This is a genomic window from Oceanobacillus timonensis (assembly GCF_900166635.1).
In the GTDB taxonomy this organism is placed as follows: Bacteria; Bacillota; Bacilli; order Bacillales; family Amphibacillaceae; genus Oceanobacillus; species Oceanobacillus timonensis.
Genome location: NZ_LT800497.1, coordinates 774,423 through 798,559, shown reverse-complemented (window position 1 = coordinate 798,559; position 24,137 = coordinate 774,423). Strand labels below are relative to the sequence as shown.

The following is a 24,137-nucleotide window of genomic DNA, read 5'->3' as shown; positions in this document are numbered from 1 at the left end:
TAAACAAAAATTATTGTTATTATGATTGGTTTTCTCCATACAAATGACAGGCAACTTGTGTACCACTGTTCAGTGTCTGCATCTCCGGTACTATCTTTTTACATACATCCATAGCGAAAGGACAACGCGTATGAAACTTACATCCTGCAGGCGGATTAGCTGCATTTGGTATTTCACCTTTTAAAACAACCCGTTCTCGCCCAAGTTTCGGATTCGTGTCAGGGACGGAAGAAAGAAGCGCCTGTGTATATGGATGTTTTGGATCCTCAAAAAGCGTATCCCTTGATGCTATTTCTACAATATTCCCGAGGTACATGACAGCCACATTATTACTGATATGGTCTACAACACTTAAATCATGAGAAATAAACAAGAATGTTAAATCAAATTTCTCTTGTAAATCTTTTAACAAGTTTAAAATTTGTGCCTGTACCGAGACATCCAGCGCGGATACCGGTTCATCCAGGATGACTAATTCAGGTCTTAATACCAGTGCTCTTGCAATACCAATTCGTTGTCTCTGACCCCCACTGAATTGATGCGGGTATTTTTCTAGATGTTGACTTCCAACACCACAAATATCTAATGTCTCTTTGACAATCTTTTCTCTTTCTGACTTCGACATTTTTGGGTAATGAATGTTTAGCGGTTCAGCAACGATATCTTTTATTTTCAAATGGGGACTCAATGATGCATAAGGATCTTGAAATATCATTTGCATAGGTTGTCTGAAGGTACGCCAGACAGTTTCATTTTCATGTGTTAAATTATTGCCTTTAAAAATAACTTCACCACTATCCGCTTCAATTAAACCATTTACTAGTCGTGCCAAAGTAGATTTACCACAGCCAGATTCCCCAACAATGCTTACAGTTGTCCCTTTTTCAATAGAGAATGAAACATCATCCACGGCTTTTACATATTTCTTTTCAGCAAACCACCCTTTAGATATTTTAAAATATTTCTTTATATGTTTAATCTCAAGTACTGAATTAGACGTCAACCTTCTTCCCTCCTTCATATCCACCCTGATACAGCCAGCATCTATGTTCCCGATTTCCCTCATCTTTTATCAAATTCGGTTCTTCCTCTCTGCATATATCCATTACATGTGGGCATCGTGCCGCAAACTTACATCTCCTTGGCATGTTTGCAGGGTCTGGAACTTGACCAGGGATGGCATGTAGTCGAGATTGTTTCAGGCCAATTTTCGGCATGGACTTTATTAACCCTTCTGTATATGGATGTTTGGGTTTTTCAAACACTTCAGCTGTTTGTCCTTCTTCTACAACTCTTCCCGCATACATGACAATTACTCTGTCACACACTTCAGATACAACTCCAAGATCATGGGTAATCATTAATATTGTTGTATTTTGTTTATTACGTAAATTTTTCATTAACTGTAATATCTGTGCTTGAATAGTTACATCCAGCGCTGTTGTAGGTTCATCAGCAATCAGAAGCTCTGGATTACAAGACATCGCCATGGCAATCATTACTCTCTGGTTCATTCCTCCAGATAATTGATGCGGGTACTCATTCATAATACTTTCTGCTCTTGGAATACCTACTGATTCCAGCATACTTATTGCGTATTTTCTTGCTTCTTCTTTCGAGTATTTTAAATGTAGCATAATCCCCTGCATCAGTTGTCTACCTATTTTTAATACAGGATTTAAAGAAGTCATTGGATCTTGGAAAATCATAGATATGCTATTCCCGCGAATCTTACGCATTTTCTGTTCTGATAATTGTAATAAATTTTGATCATGAAACCATACTTCGCCATTCTGTATGATTCCGGATGTTCCTTTTAAAAGCCGCATAATGGATAAAGAGGTAACACTTTTTCCACAGCCTGATTCTCCAACAATACCGACGATTTCACCTTTATTAACAGCGAAGCTTACACCACGGACAACTTGAGTAGCTTTATCATCTGCTACAAAAGCTGTTTTCAAATTATTTACCTCTAATAAACCTGCCATATTAATAACTCCCTTCAATTCCTTGTTTTCGGATCCAGTACATCACGCAATCCGTCACCAAACAAGTTCAGCACTAACACCGTTATAAACACTGCCAAGCCAGGGAAAAATATTAGATGAAATGCATGTCCAATATAATCTCTTGAAGCGCTTAACATCGCTCCCCATTCTGGTGAAGAAGGTGACGCACCTAAACCAAGGAAACTCAGACTAGCAGCAGATATAATTGCCCCGCCAATATTCATACTGATATAAACAATGATGGTAGAAATGGTTTGCGGAAAAACATGTCTTAAAATAATCCTTCTCTTTTTTGCGCCAATTGACCTTTCTGCTTCTATAAATAGTCTCTCTTTAATTTCTAGTGTTTCTCCTCGAACAATTCTGGCAAAAGACGGAGTTGAGAAAAAAGCAATTGCAATTATCACATTTTTCATTCCCGGTCCTAGGATCGCAACCATCCCAATAGCAAGTACCAAATCAGGAAAAGCAAATAGAATATCACAAGCTCTCATAATCACTCTGTCCACCCATTTTCCAAAGAAGCCGCTGATCAGTCCTAAAATGGTTCCGGCTACTGCCCCTAATAATACTGCTGATACACCGACACCAAGTGATAGTCTTGCACCAACAATCAACCGGCTTAATACATCTTTACCAAATTCATCGGTGCCAGCCAAATGCTGCCATGAAGGACCTTCCAGTATACTATCGTAATTTGACTCCTGCGGATCATATGGTGTAATCCAAGGTCCAAATATAACAATCAACAACAAGAAAATAATGATGTAAAGGGAATATAAAGCTAATTTATTCTTCTTAAAAGAACGGAACAACATTTTGAAATTGGACTCTTTTTTTTCCTCCACAAATTGCATCTGATCTGTAGTTACCTGTGTTTCAGACACCAGAACACCTCCTTAGATGTTGAAATAATCTGTGCTGACTTTATCTTGCATCTTCCAAAATGTGAATATTTGTTATCAGTTATATCTAATCTTTGGATTAAAGAATCCATATAAAATATCAACAATTAAATTCACTAGTATAAACTCTAAAGAAAAAATTAGCAGTAAAGATTGTACAACCGGATAATCTCTAAATTGTATAGAATCAATGAGTAACCTTCCCATACCAGGGAAAGAGAAGACATTTTCTACTACAATAGAACCGCCCAACAAAAAACCAAACTGAAGTCCTGCTATTGTAAGCACTGTGATCATCGATTTTTTCAGTGCATGCCCAAAAATGATTGATTTTTCACCGAGTCCTCTTGACCGTGCTGTTCGAATAAAATCTTCCTGGAGTGTCTGGACAAGCGATGATCTTGTAAATCTAGTAATCATAGCCATAATTCCTGCACCAAGGGCAAAAGATGGTAACACATATCCCTTCCATGTCTCGATACCACCAGCAGGAAAAATATTAAATTGTACTGCAAACAATTGAATCGTCACCAAACCTAACCAAAAGTTAGGCACTGAAATACCTGATATAGCAATTATAGTACCAAAATAATCTGGCCAGCGGCCTCTAAACACTGCCGAGATAACTCCCAGCAAAATGCCAAACAACGTTGCCCAGCCAATACTCAATAAGGACAGTTGTAATGAAGGCAAAAATCGTTCTCCAAATAGTTGTGATACAGGCGCATTGGATCGTAATGATTGTCCCAAATCTCCTTGGAACAATTCTTTCATATATATGAAGTACTGTTCCAATATAGGTTTATCCAGTCCAAGATATGTACGGAGCGCTTCTACTTCAGCATTGGTTGCATCCTTTCCAGCCATTAACCGTGCTGGATCACCCGGTATAAGATGAATAAATATAAATATTAGAAATGACACTGCGAGGAGAAGCGGAATTAATCCAAGTATTCTTTTTACAATGTATCTACCCACATCAACACCTCCTTAAGTGGTTTAAATATTCAGTGTATTATAATCTGTTTTATTAATAGCCGAGATGCACCTAAATAAAGCTAGTGCATCTCTGATACTTTTAATTCCTTACTCCCACTCAATATCTCTTAAATAAAAGTTTCCGTCAGCAGACCTCCAAATCCCTTTCAATCCCTCTTTCATAGCTGTAGGCTCTTCGTCAACTGCTGTAAATAACCACGGAGCATCATCCCAAAGGACTTCTTGTAATTCTGCATATTTTTCTGCAGCTTCATCTTCATCTTTCGCGTGGAGCCCTTCATCAATTAGCTTGTCTGCCTTTTCATTATCATAATAAGCTGTATTGGAACCATTGGGAGGAAATGAAGAACTGCTAAATAATGGATTCGTAGCATTGTCAGCATCACCAACTTGAGAAGACCAGCCAACATACCACATCTCTACTTCAGAATCCTCCGCAGATTCTGGTTTGTTGATTTCATCTGAAAGCGTCCCACGCTCCATTTGTTTAATCTCAACATCTATACCGATTTTTCCTAATTGTTGTTGAATAAATTGCATACCTCTTTTATCCTTACTTGAATCGCTCCCCCAAATTTCCGTGGTAAATCCATCTTCATAGCCTGCTTCAGCTAATAGTTCTTTTGCTTTATCAAGGTCATAGTCATAAGGTTCCTGACCTTCATAAAAAACGTTTGTAGCAGGAAGAACTGAATCAGAGGCAACTCCATAACCATTTTTGACTACTTTGACAAAATCTTCTTGATTAAGCGCGTAATTCATTGCTTGCCTGACTTCTTTTTTATTAAATGGTTCTTTACTTGTATTAATTGTTGCATAGTTCACGTAAGTAGACTCTACGGTAGATACTTCAATATTATCTTCCGCATCAAGAGATTCTACATCGTTAACAGGGACAGGGAAAATATAGTCTGTCTCACCTGTTTTCAACATTGCAATGCGCGAACCATCTTCCGGAATTGGTTCAAATGTCACCTTATCTATCTTAGGTAATCCTTCTTCCCAATAGTCTTCATTTTTTATTGCTTCAAGATAATCTCCATGACTCCATTTTTCCAATACAAACGGACCTGTACCTGCAGACTCTTCACCGAAATCAATATCCTTTTCTAAAGCATCAGGGCTTACCATGCGAATCATACCGATTTTATCAATAAATTGACTGTTAATATTATTTAAAGTAACTTCGACTTCATAGTCATCTGCTACTTCAACTTCCTCTACATTTCTTAAACTCTTATAATTATTCAATGACCCTTCTGAATCAATAATACGATCTAAATTTGCCTTTACAGCTTCAGCGTTGAATTCTGCACCATCAGTAAATGTTACGTCATCTCTCAACTTAAAAGTATAAGTTAATCCATCATCTGAAATATCATAATCTGTTGCTAATAACGGCTGAAGTTCTCCATCTTTATCAGGTGTAAACATAGACTCATAGATTGCATATTGCACACTAATATCGATACCAGAACTGCCATTATGCGGATCCATTGTCTGAATATTTTCTTGGAAAGCAACAGTTACCTCATTCTTATCTGTATCTCCATCACTACCTGTACTATCTCCTTCTTCTGAAGAGCCGCTTGTTGCACAAGCAGAAAGTAAAAACATAGCAATCGTTAATAAACAAATACTAGTAAATAAATTTTTCAATCAAATCACTCTCCTGTTAGATACTTTATAGTTTGTTGATATTTGCGCCCTTATATAAAGCGCTTTCTTTTTTAGTTATGAAGAAAAAAAGAAGTATACCATTTATACCAACTCCTTTTCATAATTTAATTGGTTAATATATTCTCTTTGAGATTGCATTCCTGCCCCTAAGATGACACCATTTTTTCCAAGCCTAGATATTTCAATTGTTGTGGAATCACTAAGCGGTAACCAAATCCGGTTCCTTGACTCTTTTAAAATTCTATCCTTTAAATAATCGGTTTGTTCTATCAACTTACCAGTTAAAATAACCTTGTCAGGGTTATTCATGCAGACACTATTATTCACTGTAATGGCTGCATATGTAATCGCTCGTTCCAGTATGTTCACCGCCCATTTATGCCCGTATTGAGCAGCTTCAACAATATCTTCCAGACTACTGGCATCAGATTGCTTAGAAGCTTCCTGAATGAGAAAACCTTCAGCAACATAGGTTTGTAAACAACCAATATTACCACAAGTACAAAGCATTCCATTTGGATTAACTATTGTATGGCCAATCTCCCCCGCAGCATTTAGAAAGCCACGGTAAACATCGCCTCCAACAATCAAAGCAGATCCAACACCACTTCCAAAATCAATTACAACAATTGTATGTTCTATTTTATCTTTGCGAAACATTTTTTCGGCATATGCTTTTAACTTCAATTCATTATCCACGAGTACTTGAAACGGCAATACTTCCTGAAGTTTTTGCCCAAACGCCGCGTTTTCCCAACCTAGTTGAGCGGATTTTACAACTACGCCATTTTTATTATCCACCCACCCTGGGATTCCAACACAAACGCCAATAATCTTATTCCTACTAAGATGATGCGTTTCAATAACTTGAAATATCGTTTGTTTTAAATATGTAATAACTGTTTCTGGTGAATCCTTTACTTCTTTTTCTATTTCTTCTGTAATGATTGCTTTACCAAGAAAATCGAAAAAACCAAGTCTAATCTTCTTCTCATCCAATTCCACACCGATAGATATTAATGAATCTGGATTAAGTGAAAGTAGTGTTGCTTTCCTGCCTACCCCTGTCGTATATTGGTTTGTTTCTTTTACAAGGCCAATGTCTATAAGCGAGGTAGTAATGCGAGAAACAGTAGTTGGGCTCATATTTGCAAGTTTTGCTAATTTTGCTCTAGCAATTAATTCATGTTCCTGTATCAAATCCAATATAAGATTTTGGTTCTCTCTCTTTATAAAATCCTGATTTTTCTTCATAATCATTAACCCCCTTTTATTTTCATCATTGGAGTAATTAACAATAAAAATGGAGAATTTTATTGTTTAAACCGCTTACAAATGATGAAATGACAATTATTTTCTCCAGTGATGTTATTGATAGTATATATAAGCACCTTATGAATGTCAAACACTTTTTGTATTTTTCTTTCTTTTTAAAAATTTAAAAGTTCGGCGCTTCTATATACTATCAATCTTTCTAATATCAATTTTCAAAAATATTTATAGATTGTATTTTCAAATTTAAAGGTTCTCCAGGATGAGTTGGATTGGCCAAAGTAATATGAATTGGTGTCACCTTATTTTCTACCAATTGAAGCGGTCCTATACTAGAATCGTTTAGCTGTTTTCCCATCTTCTCATACATTGTATCTCCAATTTTTATCTGATATGTTTTATTTTCGTCAAAATGACCGTGGACTTTGAGGCTGATTTTATTCATATGCTTTTGTATAAAATAGGCAGTATAACGTACGGCAACTTGTTCCATGCTCGTATAATTTCCCCGTTCATGATAGCCGTAATATACATACAAATCATCAACTGTTAACTCATAATTTCCTTCATTGACTAATAATGTATGATTTGGCAGCACTTCCAATGCGCCGTTTAGTACTACTTGCACAACTGGTAAAACAGGATCTTTAAGTTCATCAGAAAAATGGATAGTCAAGGTATCCTCTTTTTTTGACCAGTTTAATTCTTTAGAGGTGTTATTTTCTGTTACTTTAAACACATCATTTAACACTCCATATAATTTGAGTGTTTTATTTTCTGGAATATGTTCTATAATTAAATAAAGTGCGTTATCTTTATATTTTATTTTCCCCCAATCATGTCTATCCAATAAAGTATTCTGTGCTTTCAATACTTCGGGATGGCGTTCAATCCATTTCCCCATCTCCCGCAATACATCCGCTTCAAATGCAACGATAGATCCATCACCACGTGGACCAATATTTAATAGGTAATTATCTCCGCCACTCAAAGCTTTTAAAAGTTCTCTTACCTTTTTATTTTTGCCTTCCCGCACTTGCCATTTTCTATATCCCCATGTTTCTTGGTATATGGAAGCTGGCGTCTGCCATATAACATCTAAATTAACAGAAGGGACTTCATTATCACTAAGCGTTCGAAATTCCCCCATATTGTTCCATATACGACTATTAATCATTGCATTTGGCTGGTAATAATGCACCAACTCTATAAATTTACGACTTTGCTTTTGTGATGGAGATGACATATCAAACCAAATTTCGCATATATCACCATAATTGGTTAGCAGCTCTTTTAGTTGTGTTTCAATTATTTCTTCGATACTTTGTGGAATTGTATTATTATTATCTTTATCAAAAGAGTGCCCTTGATGCCAATCTACCAATGAAAAATAGATGCCAAATTTCAACCCATGACGTTCGCAAGATTCTGATAATAATTTCAATGGATCTTTTCCATAAGGCGTTTGGTTTACAATATTATAGTCCGTCGTCGCTGTATTAAACATACAAAATCCATCATGATGTTTCGTCGTCATAAGAACATACGTCATACCAGCATCTTTTGCTAATTGACATATTTCATCAGGGTCAAAATGTTCGGCAGTGAAATGATGGGCTACCTCCAAATAATCCGATTTTGAAATATTCGCCCACATCTGAATCTGTTCACTATATCCCATTTCCACGGGTTCATTTTTCCAAATACCACCTAATTCCGAATACAATCCCCAATGAATAAACATACCATATTTAAGCTCTTGCCAAGAACGAACTTTGGAATTGCTACTAAATGGTACCGCACCAAAAATCCCCTTCAACTTCTCTTCAGAAAATCTTTTCATTATACCAACTCCTATAATTAATTATTTCTGTGTAAAAGTATAAATGTATAATTTGATAACTTGTTCACAGAATTTTATTTATTATAACTTATTTTGATAATGAGTACCATTTTTGTATAAAATATATACATTTCTGCTTAACTTTATACAATTGATTTCATTCTAAAACTTAACGTTAAATAAATTACCCATTTACAAAAAAGCTTTTTCAGAAAGAGCATTAGCAGCCTCTTCTGAAAAAGCTTAGATATTTTTATCCCTTAATGCTGAAATATTTCTAAGTCTGCATTTATTTTTTCAGAAATACTTATTCACTCATTGTTTCCAGTCTATTTTGCTTTTTCATTGATAAATCAATTAAAGAGCAAAAGATTATACCTAATATGGCTGCTGATAACAATAAGAGGAAGCCACCGTGCCAACCAACAGTATCAATCATTATCCCAAAGATGGTCGTACCTGCTGATGCTCCAAAAATATAACTGATAAAACCGCGTAATCCAGTTGAAGCACCAACAGCAAAAGGAGGTACAACTTCTACTGCTTGTACGGATACTAAAAACATTGGTACATAAATCAAGCAGCCTACTATAGCAGCAAACAAGGTGACTGCAACCAATGAATTACTCTGCCAATAGCCTATAATTCCTAAAAAGATGATAACTAATGCGATAACAGCTGGAGGCATACGATAACCTTTAAAAATTTTATCTGATATATAGCCCGCTAATAAAGTGGAAGGGATAGCCGCCCATTCAAAAATGAAAAAGGCTACACTCATCTCCCCTTGTGAAAATTGTTTCACTTGAATTAAATAAATCGGAAGCCAACTTAAAACACCATATCGAACCATATAATTACAGGCATCTGCAAATGACGTATACCAAACATTTTTGTTTTTTAAAGCATAATTTTTAAAAATATACCAAAAGCTTCTATCCTCCGATGACTCTTCCAACTGCTCCTTCTTCTCTACATAATTTGCTTCTTCTTTACTATATTCATTGATTGGAGGAAGTCCTTCGTGTTTTGGCCTTTCTTTAACAAGCAAAAGAATAATCATTGCAAAAATAATGGCTACAGCAGCAGGGATTTGATAAGTAGCGATTTGCCAGTTATTAGACCCAAACATAGCGAATCCAAATCCAACGATAGGAGCCGCAATTCCTCCCCCTACATTATGTGAAATATTCCATACAGCACTAAGTGTTCCTCTTCGTTTATGCGGTATCCAATGGGCAAGTGTAATATAACTCGGCCCTACTCCCATCCCTTGAAAAAGACCAAGTATGATAACAAGAATCATGAATACCCAGAATGCTGTTCCAAAACCTAACATGATATTTACCATAGCCGCCATCAACAAACCAAAAGCCATAAATTTTTTAGGACTTGCTTTGTCAGCAAGAGAACTCATAATCCCTTTACTTATACCATATGCAATTAACATCGTACTGCTCAAAAAACCTATTTGAGCTGAGCTGAGATGCAGTTCTTCCTGTAAATAAGGAGTCGATAAAGCAAAGTTATTACGTATAATGTAATATGCCATATAACCTAAAAATATTCCCGCTAAAGATTGAAATCCTAAACTTTTATACTTCTTGGGTATTTCTTCTTCAGAAATTGATTTTTTAGCCATTTTTGGTTTTAAAAATGAAAACATTAAACCCCTCATTTCATGATAAAAAATGTATACTCTACCTACGTTCCTCTAAAACTTCATTGCTGTATTATCGAATCAACCTAATAATTATTGTTCCTCTTGATAATTCTCCCGTTTTCTAGTCCCCCCCAAAAGAAACCGCTTTCAAATAACTCGAATACATGACCCCTTCAATATATTTTTCATAGTTAGATTCTATAAAAAATTATCTAAGTTTAATCAAGTAACTATTATCCAGTTATTTTAATAAATGATAGATTTCTAAACTACTATGGATAAACTGTACTTTCACTCCCCAAATGACTATTTCCCATTTATGATATGGAAGAGTATATAACCTGAAATAGTATAACAATCCATTCACATCACCTCTTTAATAATTAATTATTCTGATATTAACACCCTTATCCTAGATTAGCAAAGCAATATTTTGATATCTACCACAGATACGACTCGTGTGTTATTAACTTTTATCTTATACTACATTTACGTGCCAACTTGTAAACAGTGATTTTCTTATAGAAACATCGTATATTTTCAGCCTCCTAAATGACAGAAATTTTCCCCATATACATTCCCAAATCACAAAGTTCACAAAATCAGTATGTGTAAAAAACAACATTTACCATATATCACAGTAATTCCATCTTCAAACAGATTCATAAGCTAATTACCCAATATTCACCAATTATATTCCGCCACAAAGTTTCCTATACTCTGAAAAAACATCTAATTCTAATGTACCTGATTAAAAAGTGGTTCATTTGATGGTGAAAAAACAGAAATTTTGACATAATTCGAGCAACAACATTAAAATAGGATAATATAACCAGTTATAAAATATCAGGAGGTCTTATTCATGATTATCGATTGGGCTACAACGCAAGTCTATAATACTATTATGTGTGTTGCAGCTGGCGTTGGACTATTATTAATTCTGAGATTTGGCTCACATTTAAATAACAGTAAAGTAGGACAATTAGAAGGTTGGGCTATTGGTTTTGAAATTCTAGGATTCATATTGACTTTAACCGGCGGTCATATGAGTTTAACCTGGCCACTTGCCCAGATTGGATTCCCTTTTGATGACATTATTTTTGGAGAACCCGCCCTAGCGTTTGGTGTACTGCTGCTTGCCGCTTCAATACTTTTATGGCGTAAATCAAACCTATACTTAAAACAGGGTATTGATATGAACGATCATAAAGCTGTTTCAAAAATGTTGTCAGAAGAATTGCCTGGCTTATTAAAACCACTATCCTATTTTGCAGCAGCAATGGGGCTTGCGCTTTTTGCAATTGCAATTGCCGGAGTTACTTACCAATTATTTGCAGCTCCACCAGAAGAACCTATTTCAGGGGCTTTTGCAGATTACCCATTAATGGAAGCTATATTTATTTCTGTTTTATATGTAATTATCGGTTTAGGCGCAGTATTATTTCCGTTTGCTCTTAAAAGAAAACCGAATCTTAATGTTGTCAAAACCATTAAATATTGTTGGAGACTCACTGGTGTCATTTTAGTTTTATTCGGTGTCATGAACTATTTTACTCACATCGGATTAATTGTTAATACCATGGAATAGTCAATCAAACTAACATCATATCAAATGATTCAGTGAATATATGTTTAAAAGGCTGTTACCAAATAGTTTTCAAATTGGTAACAGCTTTTATAGTGATATAATCAGTATATTTTAAATGCCTTAATAAGATCAGAAAAAGCGACACCAGCTTTGGTGTGAATGAAATCTTGCTTAATCGGAATAATAATATCAACGAATTACTTCGACAAAATGGGACTCTGGTTCATGCATTGCAATAACAAGAGGAAGATTTATTTCATTCCACCCCCTACCATCAACATAACAATAATCATCCACCATAGTAGAGCAAGCAATGAAAAGATTATTTTAAAAGAGCAGCAAATTCCTGCTCTTTTTCATTTTTCCTTTAGTCGCATTCCTTCCATCTATTCAAAACCTATATTTACATTAACAATCCTAGTCCCCACCCAAAGCTCTACCAACAGCTTCAATATAATCATAAAATTCCTCGGTCCGATTATCCCGGTTCTCAGAAGAGAAATCCCCATCCTCAAAAAAAGCCTGTCGTTGGGCAGTACTTATTTCTAATTGAATTCCCTTTTTCTGTCTATTTTGATTAACAATATTATCCTTCTCTTTCCCATTCAGTTCTTTCGGCGCATCACTTACTGAAAAACCAGCATTTTTTAGTTCTTTCTCCATTGATTGGGCTAACGCTTCATCCAGTCCGCCCAAATACGTGTGTTTTTCCAGTTCATCCTCATATCCATGGAGAGATACGGTATAGAAACTGTCTGACACAAGGTCTAAAGCTTCTGGTTCATCGAAATTTGTTGAATCAATATGCAGCTCTGTATTATTTGCTGCTTTTGTTCCTTGAAAAGAATAAAAGGTATATTCGCCCGCAGAAGCTAATTGTTCCGCTAATTCCGTTGTACCAGGCTCTATTCCTCCACCATGGATTGCTATGAATGCCACATCCGGATTTCGCTTTTCTGAACTAATCCTATAATCCGCTTCTTGCCTCTCATTTTGACGAAGTTCATTAAAATTTTTGTACGTATCGTTCCCGTTCGTTTCATTGGCTAGCAGCATTGCCATCACCACCACGACAACCGCTAGTCCCACAATAAAAAAGTTATTTCTTTTCATCGCTACGACCCCTATTTCAATTATGCTATTCCATCTTTATCATACTATAAATTGATAAAAGGAAAAATATGTGAAACAGCATCAATATACATACCACTCTAGAAATTCCTCAGCTTGAATCCCTTTCCCATTTACCATACTTTTCTGCCTTCCCCTTCCTACCTTCCCTTTTTAACCATTAAACGACCACCTGCTTTAGCAGGTGGTCGTTTAAGACGATAACAAACTATCCTATAATTCGTATTATCCCCCTCTATAAATTCCAAAGCCACAACTTACTTTTTAACAAAAAGCTCCTGCCAAGGATGAAAAATATAATTGGATGGTATACAATATGTGTAACTTGTGTTTCGTTGTATTTAATCGTTATTACATATAAAACTATTACTTTTCCAAAGAGGTGTCGTTTTTGTTTGCTAAAGAGAGACATGAAGAAATCGTAAAAATGATTCAAAAAGATCGTTCAGTGAAAGTATCTTATTTAATGAAGTATTTCGATGTATCATTTGAGACGATACGAAGAGATTTAGAATTTCTAGAAAAACAAGGATTTTTAACACGCGTCCATGGAGGAGCTGTACTGGAAGAAGTAAACAGCAGAGAGCTATCGTTTACAGTACGGGAATCTAAATTTTTAAAAGAGAAACAAGAAATCGCAAATAAAGCAGTAAGCTATGTTAGCGAAGGACAGTCCATTGCAATGGATGTGAGTACAACTAATACAGAATTTGCCAAGGCCTTAAAAAAACATTTTACACGTTTAACCGTTCTTACTAACTCCATGACAATTGCTCATGAGCTTTCAGAAATGCCTGATTACACCATCATTTTTGCTGGGGGGATTTTACGAAATCAAGAGCTTTGTACTGTTGGGGATTTTACGGAGGAATTTATCACCCAATTCCATATCGACACCTTTTTTATGAGTATTAGCGGAATCTCACTCACAAAAGGGTTAACTGACTACGGGGCTGGTGAGCTGCAGGTGAAAAAGAAAATGATGGATATAGCGCAAGATAAAATAGTGCTGGCAGATAGCAGTAAATTTGATATTGTATCTTTATTGAACGTATGTCCGTTTAACCAAGTTCATCGTATTATTACCGATTCCAACATAAGTGAAAATATATTGGATAAATACCGGGATGCAGGGATTGAAATTGTGTAACATGTTTTGTAATCCTTCCTATTCGACAGCTTAACGAAGGAAAAGCAAGTATTTATTAGCTTAGGTGGATAACCTAAGCTTTTTTCATGTCTTATCAAGCGAAATCGGAATATTTGAATTTTGACTTTAATGATATTTCCCTTATAATGTTCAAACATAGACACATAAATACACACAAACACAACTATAAAGCAAGTAAACGCACAAAATTGCTATAGTTGATTAGAAAAGAAAGGAGGGAAATCGTGAGTGTTGTTCAGATTAATGGGGTTGAGTATGAAATAGATTGTATTTTATTTGATAAAGATGGAACAATTATCGATTTTAATTTGTGGCTATACTGGGCAGATGCATTCATTGATATGATTGCTGAAAAGAGTGACGTTACCTACAACAAAAACTTACTGGCCGATGCATTAGGTTTTTCTTACAAAAACGGCATATGGGATCCAAAAGGACCGCTGGCAATTGGTTCACAGCAAGATTTGTTAACCATCCTAACATGGGGGCTTTATCAACAAGGGACCCCTTGGGACCAGGCATATAAAAAGGTCCATGATGCCCACCAGCTATTGGAAGATACTTTTAAAATGCACGCGTATATCAAACCAACGAATGGTCTACTTTCTTTTTTGCAGCAAGCCGAAAAACATGCCATCAAAATGGGCGTCGTTACTTCCGATAATTATAAAAAAACGCTGAAGCATTTAAATGCACTGGGTATTGCACACTACTTTTCAACCATCGTTGGCCATGATCTTGTCCACCGGGGAAAACCATATCCGGAAATGGTTTATTATGCTTGTGAACGGTTAAATGTTTCTCCAGAAAAAACGCTGATCATTGGCGATTCGAATGGCGATATGATACTTGGCAAAAACAGTGGTGCTTTAGCTAGTGTTGGTATTATTTCATCACCTGAAGCGCAAACCAATCATTTGCAGGATGCGGATTATATTATCAGCGATTATCAGACTATGACGTTGATAGAATCATAAAGAATAACGTTTCATCCGTCTAATTACGTCATCATTTTATAAAGAAAATAAACATGAATAAGGGAGAGATGATTATATGAAAAAATATCTTTTTCCACTTTTACTTCTTACATTGAGTTTGTTGGTTACTGCATGTGGCAGTTCTGGTGAGGCCAGTGAACCTAAAGGAGAAATTGATATTTACACCCATAATGATTCTGAGGAAATGCAGGATTTTGTAAAAGGTTTAAAAGATGAGACAGGGATTGAAGCTAACGTACTTAGAACATCCAGCGGAGAAGGCTGGAGCCGGATGCAATCAGAAGCTCCAGATTTTGGAGCGGACATGCAATGGGGTATGTTGCACAGCATTGCACTAAAAGCAGAAGAAGAGGACTACTTAGAACCATATGATTCCCCTACCTGGGAGGACGTACCAGATGAATTCAAAGATGAGGACGGAAAATGGTATGGATGGTCCTACTGGTTTAATTTATTAGGCGTTAATACAGACATTCTGGAGGAGAAAGGATTGGACAAGCCGGAATCATGGGAGGACTTACTCGATCCGCAGTATAAAGGAGAAATTGTATTGCCAGACCCAGGTACTTCAGGAACGGCTTACTTATTCGTTTCCACGATTATGCAGATTATGGGAGAAGAAGAAGGTTGGGAGTATTTAGAAAAGCTAGATGAAAATGTTGGTCAATACGTGAAATCTGGTGATGCTCCTGCACAAATGGTTGCTCAAGGAGAGTATGCAATCGGTATAACGTGGGATCAAGCTGTTTATAATCGGGTGGACGAAGGGTATCCCCTAGAAGCTATTATACCGGAAGAAGGAGTAGGTTATGATCTTGATGTTATTTGGATGTTCCAAGGAACCGAAAATCGTGAATTAGTCGAAGAAGCAATCGATTATATCGGCTCTGAAGAAGGAATGAAGAAATCCGCCGAACACCGGTCTATGGTGACGAAAAGTGGGATCGAAGGAACGGTAGAAAATATAGAAGATTATCTCATTGATTATGATGCCGTTTTGGCGGAAGAGAACCGCGATCGTATCATGAAACAATGGCGCGAAAATTTTTAAATGATAAGAGGTGATTATTGTGGCGGCAACACAGCCAATAAAAAATCAGTTACATCCGTCTCCTTCCATATGGAGGCGGTTCTGGTCTGAACCGTGGTTTGCGATTGCTACGATTATACTTGCTATAGCAATTTTGTTATTTATTGTTGCACCGGTATTTGCTGTGCTATTAAAAAGTTTCGGTATCGGAACGGGTACTTTAACGCTAGATTATTATAAAACATTTTTTCAAGCTCCTTATTATTGGGATGCCTTATTAAATAGTGTACTTTCGGCAATTATTACCACGATTATTGTGTTATTTTTGAGTATTAATATTGCATTATATGTAACACGTTCGCACAGTTCTCTAGCCAAATCGTATAAAGGTATTGCCTTGCTTCCGCTTGTTGCACCTCCTTTCATATTCTCGCTATCACTGATTATCTTATTTGGGAGAAATGGAATCGTGACCGATTACGTTAATCAAATAGTTGGTGCGGAGTTCAGTATTTATGGTTTTTGGGGAGTTGTATTAGCACAGATTATTGGTTACTTTCCGATTGGCTATATGCTGGTAGAAAGTACGTTTCGGAATATGAATGCTGATTTGGAGTATGCTGCCCAGGATCTTGGTGCCAGTCAACGGAAAGTAATCACTGGAATTACATTACCGTTAGCCAAATCTGGCATTGTTAAAGCAGGACTGCTTGTATTTGTAATGGCTTTGGCTGACTTCTCCAATCCACTTATTATCGGTGGTGGAACACACTTTTTAGCATCGGAAGCCTATCTACTTGTCGTAGGACAACAGAATTTAGAGCAAGCCGCTGTATTAGGAGTCTTTTTGATTATCCCCAGTTTATTGATCTTTATTTTTCAAACGTATTTTCTGAAGGATAATGATACAGGTACGATAAGCGGTGAATCCAATTCATTCAACATACCACTTTCCAAATCAGTGAAGACTTTCGTAATGACCATTAGCAGCCTATTTATAGCCTTTATTTTATTAATGTTTATCATGGTTGTGTTAGGTGCTTTTGTTAAAATTATTGGAATTAATAATACTTTCACGTTGGAACATTTTAATAATGAAACAGGTTGGAATTCCTTATATACAAGTATAATTGTTTCATTGATTAGTGCCTTATTAGCGGCTGGAATTGGCATATTACAGGGGTTCCTATTTGCACGAAAGCCGATACCAGGAAAGAAATTACTGGAGTTTTTAACTTTATTTGGTTTGGCAGTACCAGGTACCGTCATGGGAATCGGTTATGTACTTATTTTTAATGGTCCGCCATTCTTCTTGACTGGTACCGTCATGATTCTTGTTTTGAACATGACCTTTCGGAAAATTGGTGTCAGCTTAGAAGCGGCAATTAGCAAAATGCATCAGATTGATATATCCATGGAAGAAGCATCAAATGATCTTGGTGCAGGACCGTATAAAACATTTTGGAAAGTTGTTGTTCCGTTAATGATTCCGCCGTTTACTGCCGGGTTTATCTATGCATTTATGACAGCAATGGTTTCGATAAGTTCCGTTGTCTTTTTAATTTCACCCAACACAAATCTGGTTGCGATTTATATTCTGAATTTGGCGGAACAGGCTAAAATCGGTCTGGCATCGGCTATGTCATTTATTATGATTGTTATTGTTTTAGCATGCCTTGGACTGTTGAAATTTGTTGAAAGAAAGACTGGAATACGCATTTGATGCATTTTATTAGGAGGTTTATACATGTCAGAAAACAGCTTTCTTGAATTAAAAAATTTATATAAATATTTTGGCGATGTAAAAGCCGTTGATGATATCTCCATTTCAATCAAGCGCGGAGAACTTGTCTCCTTTATTGGACCAAGCGGCTGCGGAAAAACAACGCTTTTACGTACGATTGGCGGATTTAATAAACAAGATACTGGAGAAATTTTGTTAGATAACCAAAGCATTGGGTCGTTACCGCCAGAAAAACGGTCTACAGGTATGGTGTTTCAGAATTATGCGCTTTTCCCGCATATGACAGTTTATGAAAATGTTGCTTATGGTCTCAAACAAATGAAGGTACCAAAAAAAGAACAGCATAATCGAATCAGAGAAGCATTATCACAAGTGGAGCTAGGAGAACTTGGTGATCGTAAACCAGGAGCATTAAGCGGCGGCCAACAACAGCGGGTAGCCATTGCACGGTGTCTAGCCTTGCAGCCCAAAGTTTTATTATTAGATGAGCCGCTGTCTAATCTCGATGCGAATTTACGGATTGCACTTCGTGAAGAGATACGCAAAATCAAAGATAAGTTGAATTTAACGGTTATTTTTGTGACACATGATCAAGAGGAAGCATTAAGTATTTCCGATCGTATTGCTGTGTTAAATAATGGCAGGATCCAACAATTAGATAAATCTGACAACATTTATAATTATCCTAGTAATGAGTTTGTTTCTACTTTTGTAGGACAAGCAAATTTCTTCACTGGTGAGTTGCATGAAAGAGACGGGGAATATCATTTAGATACAGGTACAATTCCGATTCCGATCAAAAGCTTTAAAGAAAAAACAGATAATCAACCGAATCTGGGTGAGAAAGTAACCATTCTTGTTCGGCCGGAGCGAATTAAAATCAAATCCTCTAGCCCGCTAAAAGGAACCATTACAGACATTATTTATAATGGAAATTTCACCCGCTATTTTGTTGAAATGAAAGATTATGAATTAAAAATAGATGCGTTTAATACACGCGACGGGAAAAAATATCAAAAATACGAGACGGTTGGGATTGAGTTTCCTGATTCGCCGCATATTATTGCTAAATAGCGTGATTTGAAGTTCTTTATATCTGATATTTAGATCGTACTACATCATTATGGATTTAAAAAAAGATGGCGTTATCGGCTTTATTCAGGCTGATGCGTCATGAAACGTCCTATTGAGTAAATGATGGAATACTAATCAATGCTCGTTCTCAACATCACTCAAATTGAGATTCTACATTCATTAGTTGGTACGATAGATATGCTTTTGTTAGAAACCTCTATTACCACAATATCTACTCACAAAAAGCTACCATTCCATCCTTCCAATAGAATAAATAGCCTTCTATCATGACTTCACTCTTCCTTATACTACGAACTCATAAACATTTGCTTCCTGCTTTTTCCGTTCCGAAATCAATCTATCCGCACTAATCACCAACTATATTCCTTCTCCGCATCCATCATACGCACCAGAACGAATCAAATGCATACGTTTCAACACATATTTCCTCCCCTGCGAATTATCACGTACATCCAGCCCTTCAAATTCCCGTTCATAAAAACCATATATATTCCACGACATTTTGTCTAACACTTCAATAAAACGCTCTCCCTCTTCATCCACAAAAATGATTTTCATCCTATACTTATATTTCATCATAAAGCCTCCCTTACTCTGAAACATCATCTAATTCTAATGTACCAGGTAAAATAAAAAAATGGCACATTCCAGTTGGAACTTATCGATAAATTCACTTTTTATAATATTCATGCACAAAACACATCCTATGATGTTCTCCCCTCTTTTCAGAGTTAAAACTGCTGCACCCATATTTTCTAAAACCTATAGAAAATATTATTTATGTAAACACAACCAGATTGTTCCTTCCCCTGCCATTCGATTATTTTTTAATGAAATACATTATTTTTCGATAAAAAAATAACCAAATCGATGATGCTTTCAACCATCATCGATTTGGTTATGTTTCTCTGTATAATCATCGTAATCTTGATTCCAGCGAAGCCTGTCTATCAAATCAAATACAACCTCTAAAGTCTGCCAAAACCGCACAACATCACCAGCAACATATCTTCTCTAATTATTTCAAATTGCATGTTATCCGCTTCCATTTCATCCATAACAAACTACAACTCAGTAATCGAAAAAATAACTTTGGACGGTTGTCCCTCAAAATTGACTAATTGATACTTTGTCCCTGCTGGAAGGAAAAAAGTGTCCTCAGGTTCTAAAACAAAGCTTTCCTCTCTATCTATAAGATTGATTGTTATCGGACCGTCAATGCAGTACAACGCACCGTCTCCCTTATGCGTGTCCGGATCAGAACATCGCGGGCCATATCCGCCTGCTGGTAAAATCATTTCACCCATATGTCCATAATTATTGCTTGATATAAAACGCAGTAACATTGGGTGTTCTGTCCCGTGTATATTGTTTAACTTTTCATTTTCTCGGACTGCATATACAGCGCCTGCTTTTCTCGCCTCTTCTGCCTCTACGGGCCAGGAACCAATATCATCCGTACAACCTTGCCGGGCCGTATTTTTAATTTTCCCTTTCATATCGGGCAGTTCATGATTATTAGGTCCTTTATAAAATTTCGTTTCACTTTCTGAAGGGATCACCGCAGGAGGAATCGCTTCACTCCAAGCTTTTGGTGTTATAAAGTAAAGGATTCTGGCCTTTTCATTTGAAAAATTATGGCCGCAATGCCAAGCGCCCTCTGGCATATACAAGCCTTCACCCGTTTCCAAATAGGCAAACTGGCCATTTCCGCTGCGCTGCACCACGGGGCCATTCAATATATAATACGTTTCATCTCCCGGGTGAATATCTAATGGTGCAAAAGCTCCTCCTGGGCCTAATTCATAGATTCCCAGCATAAAAGTATCTGTGGAAACCAATGTGAATGTATTGTCAGAAGTGAAAGCATTATTCGGCGGGTATAATGCCGTGGAATAATCTTGTTTTCGAATTAACATCGGTCTTTTTTCATCTTTGTTAAAAGGAAAGTTTTCTAGTATATCTAGTAGTTTCGCCATGATATCACGTTTCCTTTCTAATAATAAGTAATGATGCGTCTGTTAGCCATTTCATGAATCAACGTGTATTTTTAACTTATCTTCTTAAACTTCCTTCCCTCTTGTGTACAATATCCGAGAAGCTGGCCATCAATTCTTTTGCTTCTTCCGGTGATCTTTGCCAAATATTTCTTCCAATGGCTACTCCTCGAACGCCTACATCAATTGCTTCCTGTACGGAAGTTTTTAAATCTTCAATTGTTCCGCTTTTTCCTCCGCCTAATAAAATGAAAGGTACTTGGTAGTATTCCACCCATTTTTTTAGAACTTCTGCATCCCCTGGGTGCGGCACTTTCAAAATATCGGCACCTAATTCAAAAGCTGTTCTAACGCCGTCCGATAATACTTGAATATATTCTTCATGATCATCTATCGGATGTCTTGTTAATGGCTCTACTAATACTGGCAAATCCAATTTATGAGCTTCTTCAATACATTGGGCAATGAGATCCACAAATTCAATACGTTCTTTTGCCGGTCTATCCCAGAATAAAATTAATTTCAGGCAATCATACCCTTTTTTCAAAGCCGTTTCCGGGGAAAATACCAGCTTTTGAAATAATTCTCCATCTTCTTCGTAAAAAATATCAGCACATAACATTTTTGCTGGCGCGTTTCTTCCAAAGAAAACGTCATCACATTGATTGGCTAATCCATCGGCAATTAAAACGGTATCCACATCATCACTCTTTAAATTTTTTAAAACTTGAGCTGGATTTTCTAATCCCTCCACATACCCTAAAGAAAGTCCATGATCCACCGGTAATATAAATGTGTTCCCTGTTTCTGGTCTGAAAATTTTTGACATGCGATATGCAATACTCAATGTCTCCATCTCCTTTTCATTCTATTTTTATTTATTTCAATAACGCTGTTAAAAAACATATTGTGTCATTTATGTTAGATCATTACCCTCACCTCCTTTCATAGAACATAAAGGGAAAACTTCATTTTTCTGTTACATATCCCTTGAATAGCATCAGTTTGCTTATTTCAAACGTACCATAGTCTTCAGAATAGGAATATACCAGCTTGTTGCAACATCCTTCCCGTAATTTTATAACACGGTTGCAGTTGTTATTTACCCCTGGTATACTGCAGGTGTTAACAAACCATATATTTCTTCCTTGTTGGCAGCCTGAAGCAGTTTTTGCCTTATTTTTTCATCCATTAACAGTTTTGCAATGGAAGAGAGTATTTTTAGATGATGACTCTGGCTCTCTTCCGGTATCAATAAAGCAATAAAGAATATCGTTTCTTGCCCATCCATGGATTCCCAATCGATTCCTTGTTCATTTTTTAAAATGAACACACTGACCTGATTTACCTTATTCGATATGACATGCGGGATGGCAAATCCATCTAAAAAACCTGTGGTGGATTGGTTTTCCCGTTCAAATAGGCCGTCCACGATGTCCTTTTGACAATCAATAGCCCGCTTATGGAATGCGATTTCGGCTATGCGCTCAAATATTTCCTGTTTTGATGTTAATGTTTCATGCAAAAATATATTTTCTAATTGCAATACATCTTTATCCAACATGTTTTATTCCCGTCCTTTCTGTATGATCTGATGCGTTTAATGTTGCATTCTTATGGAATGCTCTTTTTTGATAAAGTCCATAAAGGATGGAGCCAGTGATTGATCCAATTAAAACAGCTGCTACCCATAACAAGCCATTCGTTGCGACAGGGAATATCAGAAACCCGCCATGCGGAGCTGGAACTTGAACCGCCATGAGATACGTTAAAGCAGTAGAAATGGAAGACCCCAGCATGAAAATGGGAATCATCACGATCGGATTTTTTGCCGCAAATGGAATAGCTCCTTCTGTAATTTGTGTAGAACCTAATACGAAATTGACAATACCAGCACTCCGGTCCGATTGGTTAAAATATTTTTTGAAAAATACCACTGCAAAAGCGGTAATCAACGGTGGCGTCATACTGGCAGAGAAAACGCCAGCCATAAAATAATAGTTTCCATCCGCTAACAAAGCTAATGCGGTTACATAAGCTGCTTTATTAATTGGACCTCCTAAGTCAGATGCGCCCATACAACCTACTATGATTCCTAAAAGGATGGGACTGGCTCCCTGAAAGCCGGTGACAAATTCTTGCATCCACGTATTAATAGACGACATCGGAACGACCAATAGAGTCATTATTCCAGAGATGGCAAAAATCCCTACTAAAGGCAAAATAAAAATTGCTTTTAATCCATTTAACGATTCTGGAATCCCTTTTAAAGCTCTGGATAAGTACATCATCAGATATCCAGCTAAAAAACCCGCAATCAATGCACCCAGAAAGCCTGCCCCGCCTTGGTCAGCAATCATACCGCCTATAAATCCTGCTACCAGCCCGGACCTTTGCGAAATGGATGATGCAATATAACCTGCCAGAATAGGAAGCATTAAATTGAAGGCAATACTTCCGGAATTATTCAGGAATGCTGCAAAAGCCGAATAAGATGGATCATCAGGATCAGCTGAGTTAATACCAAACAAGAAGGATAACGCGATTAAAACTCCGCCTCCGACAACAAAAGGAAGCATATGCGAAATACCATTCATTAAATGTTGATATATGATTCTGGCTACGGATTTCTTTTCATAGTCGTCATTCCCTTCATCTAATTGCTCCGTCTGGTTACTGGATCGATAGGTTTTTGCTTCTCCATTGATAATGGATTGTATCAGCGTTTCCGGATCTTTTATCGCTCTGGAAACCGAAACATCTATCACCGGTTTTCCGGAAAATCGATCTGCTAACACATCTTTATCCGCAGCAATAATGACACCATCCGCCTGTTCAATTTCTTCTTTTGTTAATTGATTTTCTATTCCTACTTGACCGTGTGTCTCTACTTTTATCTCCGCTCCTAACTTTTCTGCTGCATGCATTAAAGCTTCCGCAGCCATAAACGTATGTGCTATCCCCGTTGGACAACCCGTTGCAGCGACAATTTTTATTTTGCTCAATCTC

General features: G+C 36.7%; 20 protein-coding genes. 6 read left to right on the top strand and 14 right to left on the bottom strand.

What is annotated here, in order from left to right; genetic code table 11:
- Nucleotides 1-19: 19 nt before the first annotated feature.
- The 8 genes from B7E05_RS04070 to pgtP form a co-directional block, all read right to left on the bottom strand.
- Nucleotides 20-1,003, bottom strand: coding sequence for an ABC transporter ATP-binding protein (locus tag B7E05_RS04070; RefSeq protein WP_245832950.1), 984 nt, complete (start codon nucleotides 1,001-1,003; stop codon nucleotides 20-22).
- Complete coding sequence (locus B7E05_RS04065; protein WP_080872722.1) at nucleotides 993-1,991, bottom strand: ABC transporter ATP-binding protein; 999 nt, start codon at nucleotides 1,989-1,991, stop codon at nucleotides 993-995. Before B7E05_RS04065 ends, B7E05_RS04070 begins: the two co-directional genes overlap by 11 nt.
- A 14-nt stretch (nucleotides 1,992-2,005) precedes the next feature.
- The gene (locus tag B7E05_RS04060; RefSeq protein WP_080876209.1) at nucleotides 2,006-2,869 is read right to left on the bottom strand and encodes an ABC transporter permease; all 864 of its coding nucleotides are present in this window, start codon (nucleotides 2,867-2,869) and stop codon (nucleotides 2,006-2,008) included.
- Between the two features lie 105 nt (nucleotides 2,870-2,974).
- On the bottom strand, nucleotides 2,975-3,895 hold the full coding sequence (locus B7E05_RS04055; protein ID WP_080872721.1) for an ABC transporter permease: 921 nt from the start codon (nucleotides 3,893-3,895) through the stop codon (nucleotides 2,975-2,977).
- A 108-nt stretch (nucleotides 3,896-4,003) separates the two neighbouring features.
- Nucleotides 4,004-5,575: a glutathione ABC transporter substrate-binding protein gene (locus B7E05_RS04050; protein ID WP_080872720.1), complete on the bottom strand. Its 1,572-nt coding sequence runs from the start codon at nucleotides 5,573-5,575 to the stop codon at nucleotides 4,004-4,006.
- A gap of 102 nt (nucleotides 5,576-5,677) precedes the next feature.
- Entirely contained in the window at nucleotides 5,678-6,850 is a 1,173-nt protein-coding gene (locus tag B7E05_RS04045) for an ROK family transcriptional regulator (protein WP_179134456.1), read from the bottom strand.
- A gap of 226 nt (nucleotides 6,851-7,076) precedes the next feature.
- Nucleotides 7,077-8,711, bottom strand: a complete 1,635-nt coding sequence (locus B7E05_RS04040; protein ID WP_080872717.1) for an alpha-L-fucosidase — start codon at nucleotides 8,709-8,711, stop codon at nucleotides 7,077-7,079.
- Between the two features lie 307 nt (nucleotides 8,712-9,018).
- Nucleotides 9,019-10,377 (bottom strand): MFS transporter, encoded by a 1,359-nt coding sequence (gene pgtP / locus B7E05_RS04035; RefSeq protein WP_080872716.1) that lies wholly within the window; start codon nucleotides 10,375-10,377, stop codon nucleotides 9,019-9,021.
- Nucleotides 10,378-11,236: 859 nt separating this feature from the next.
- Here pgtP and B7E05_RS04030 point away from each other — a divergent pair.
- Nucleotides 11,237-11,962 (top strand): DUF981 family protein, encoded by a 726-nt coding sequence (locus B7E05_RS04030; protein ID WP_080872714.1) that lies wholly within the window; start codon nucleotides 11,237-11,239, stop codon nucleotides 11,960-11,962.
- Between the two features lie 417 nt (nucleotides 11,963-12,379).
- On the opposite strand, the gene B7E05_RS04025 is transcribed toward B7E05_RS04030, so the two are convergent.
- Entirely contained in the window at nucleotides 12,380-13,075 is a 696-nt protein-coding gene (locus B7E05_RS04025; protein ID WP_080872713.1) for a poly-gamma-glutamate hydrolase family protein, read from the bottom strand.
- A 400-nt stretch (nucleotides 13,076-13,475) separates the two neighbouring features.
- On the opposite strand from B7E05_RS04025, the gene B7E05_RS04020 reads away from it, so the two are divergent.
- The 5 genes from B7E05_RS04020 to B7E05_RS04000 all read left to right on the top strand — a co-directional run bounded on the left by B7E05_RS04020 (nucleotide 13,476) and on the right by B7E05_RS04000 (nucleotide 19,110).
- On the top strand, nucleotides 13,476-14,243 hold the full coding sequence (locus B7E05_RS04020; protein WP_342744975.1) for a DeoR/GlpR family DNA-binding transcription regulator: 768 nt from the start codon (nucleotides 13,476-13,478) through the stop codon (nucleotides 14,241-14,243).
- A gap of 245 nt (nucleotides 14,244-14,488) precedes the next feature.
- Nucleotides 14,489-15,241, top strand: a complete 753-nt coding sequence (locus B7E05_RS04015; RefSeq protein WP_179134455.1) for an HAD family hydrolase — start codon at nucleotides 14,489-14,491, stop codon at nucleotides 15,239-15,241.
- Between the two features lie 76 nt (nucleotides 15,242-15,317).
- Nucleotides 15,318-16,313, top strand: coding sequence for an ABC transporter substrate-binding protein (locus B7E05_RS04010; RefSeq protein WP_179134454.1), 996 nt, complete (start codon nucleotides 15,318-15,320; stop codon nucleotides 16,311-16,313).
- A 19-nt stretch (nucleotides 16,314-16,332) separates the two neighbouring features.
- Nucleotides 16,333-18,015 (top strand): ABC transporter permease, encoded by a 1,683-nt coding sequence (locus B7E05_RS04005; protein WP_080872709.1) that lies wholly within the window; start codon nucleotides 16,333-16,335, stop codon nucleotides 18,013-18,015.
- Between the two features lie 24 nt (nucleotides 18,016-18,039).
- A complete protein-coding gene (locus tag B7E05_RS04000) occupies nucleotides 18,040-19,110 on the top strand; it encodes an ABC transporter ATP-binding protein (protein ID WP_080872708.1) in 1,071 nt (356 codons plus the stop codon).
- Between the two features lie 378 nt (nucleotides 19,111-19,488).
- Here B7E05_RS04000 and B7E05_RS03995 read toward each other — a convergent pair whose 3' ends face one another.
- From B7E05_RS03995 to B7E05_RS03975, 5 genes are all read right to left on the bottom strand, one after another.
- A complete protein-coding gene (locus B7E05_RS03995) occupies nucleotides 19,489-19,707 on the bottom strand; it encodes a hypothetical protein (RefSeq protein ID WP_080872707.1) in 219 nt (72 codons plus the stop codon).
- A 488-nt stretch (nucleotides 19,708-20,195) separates the two neighbouring features.
- Nucleotides 20,196-21,110: a cupin domain-containing protein gene (locus B7E05_RS03990; RefSeq protein ID WP_080872705.1), complete on the bottom strand. Its 915-nt coding sequence runs from the start codon at nucleotides 21,108-21,110 to the stop codon at nucleotides 20,196-20,198.
- A gap of 76 nt (nucleotides 21,111-21,186) precedes the next feature.
- Entirely contained in the window at nucleotides 21,187-21,975 is a 789-nt protein-coding gene (locus tag B7E05_RS03985; protein ID WP_179134453.1) for a class I fructose-bisphosphate aldolase, read from the bottom strand.
- Between the two features lie 255 nt (nucleotides 21,976-22,230).
- Nucleotides 22,231-22,692, bottom strand: coding sequence for a PTS sugar transporter subunit IIA (locus B7E05_RS03980; protein ID WP_080872702.1), 462 nt, complete (start codon nucleotides 22,690-22,692; stop codon nucleotides 22,231-22,233).
- Complete coding sequence (locus B7E05_RS03975; RefSeq protein ID WP_080872701.1) at nucleotides 22,682-24,133, bottom strand: PTS fructose transporter subunit IIC; 1,452 nt, start codon at nucleotides 24,131-24,133, stop codon at nucleotides 22,682-22,684. The genes B7E05_RS03980 and B7E05_RS03975 overlap by 11 nt, the downstream gene beginning before the upstream one ends.
- Nucleotides 24,134-24,137 lie beyond the last annotated feature (4 nt).

What these genes read in the sequence shown, in the direction of transcription:
- B7E05_RS03990 (WP_080872705.1), bottom strand. Translation starts at nt 21,110, where the DNA reads ATGGCGAAACTACTAGATATACTAGAAAACTTTCCTTTTAACAAAGAT.
- B7E05_RS03995 (WP_080872707.1), bottom strand. Translation starts at nt 19,707, where the DNA reads ATGAAATATAAGTATAGGATGAAAATCATTTTTGTGGATGAAGAGGGA.
- B7E05_RS04040 (WP_080872717.1), bottom strand. Translation starts at nt 8,711, where the DNA reads ATGAAAAGATTTTCTGAAGAGAAGTTGAAGGGGATTTTTGGTGCGGTA.
- pgtP (WP_080872716.1), bottom strand. Translation starts at nt 10,377, where the DNA reads ATGTTTTCATTTTTAAAACCAAAAATGGCTAAAAAATCAATTTCTGAA.
- B7E05_RS04030 (WP_080872714.1), top strand. Translation starts at nt 11,237, where the DNA reads ATGATTATCGATTGGGCTACAACGCAAGTCTATAATACTATTATGTGT.
- B7E05_RS04065 (WP_080872722.1), bottom strand. Translation starts at nt 1,991, where the DNA reads ATGGCAGGTTTATTAGAGGTAAATAATTTGAAAACAGCTTTTGTAGCA.
- B7E05_RS04010 (WP_179134454.1), top strand. Translation starts at nt 15,318, where the DNA reads ATGAAAAAATATCTTTTTCCACTTTTACTTCTTACATTGAGTTTGTTG.
- B7E05_RS04060 (WP_080876209.1), bottom strand. Translation starts at nt 2,869, where the DNA reads ATGCAATTTGTGGAGGAAAAAAAAGAGTCCAATTTCAAAATGTTGTTC.
- B7E05_RS04025 (WP_080872713.1), bottom strand. Translation starts at nt 13,075, where the DNA reads ATGAAAAGAAATAACTTTTTTATTGTGGGACTAGCGGTTGTCGTGGTG.
- B7E05_RS03980 (WP_080872702.1), bottom strand. Translation starts at nt 22,692, where the DNA reads ATGTTGGATAAAGATGTATTGCAATTAGAAAATATATTTTTGCATGAA.
- B7E05_RS04000 (WP_080872708.1), top strand. Translation starts at nt 18,040, where the DNA reads ATGTCAGAAAACAGCTTTCTTGAATTAAAAAATTTATATAAATATTTT.
- B7E05_RS04045 (WP_179134456.1), bottom strand. Translation starts at nt 6,850, where the DNA reads ATGAAGAAAAATCAGGATTTTATAAAGAGAGAGAACCAAAATCTTATA.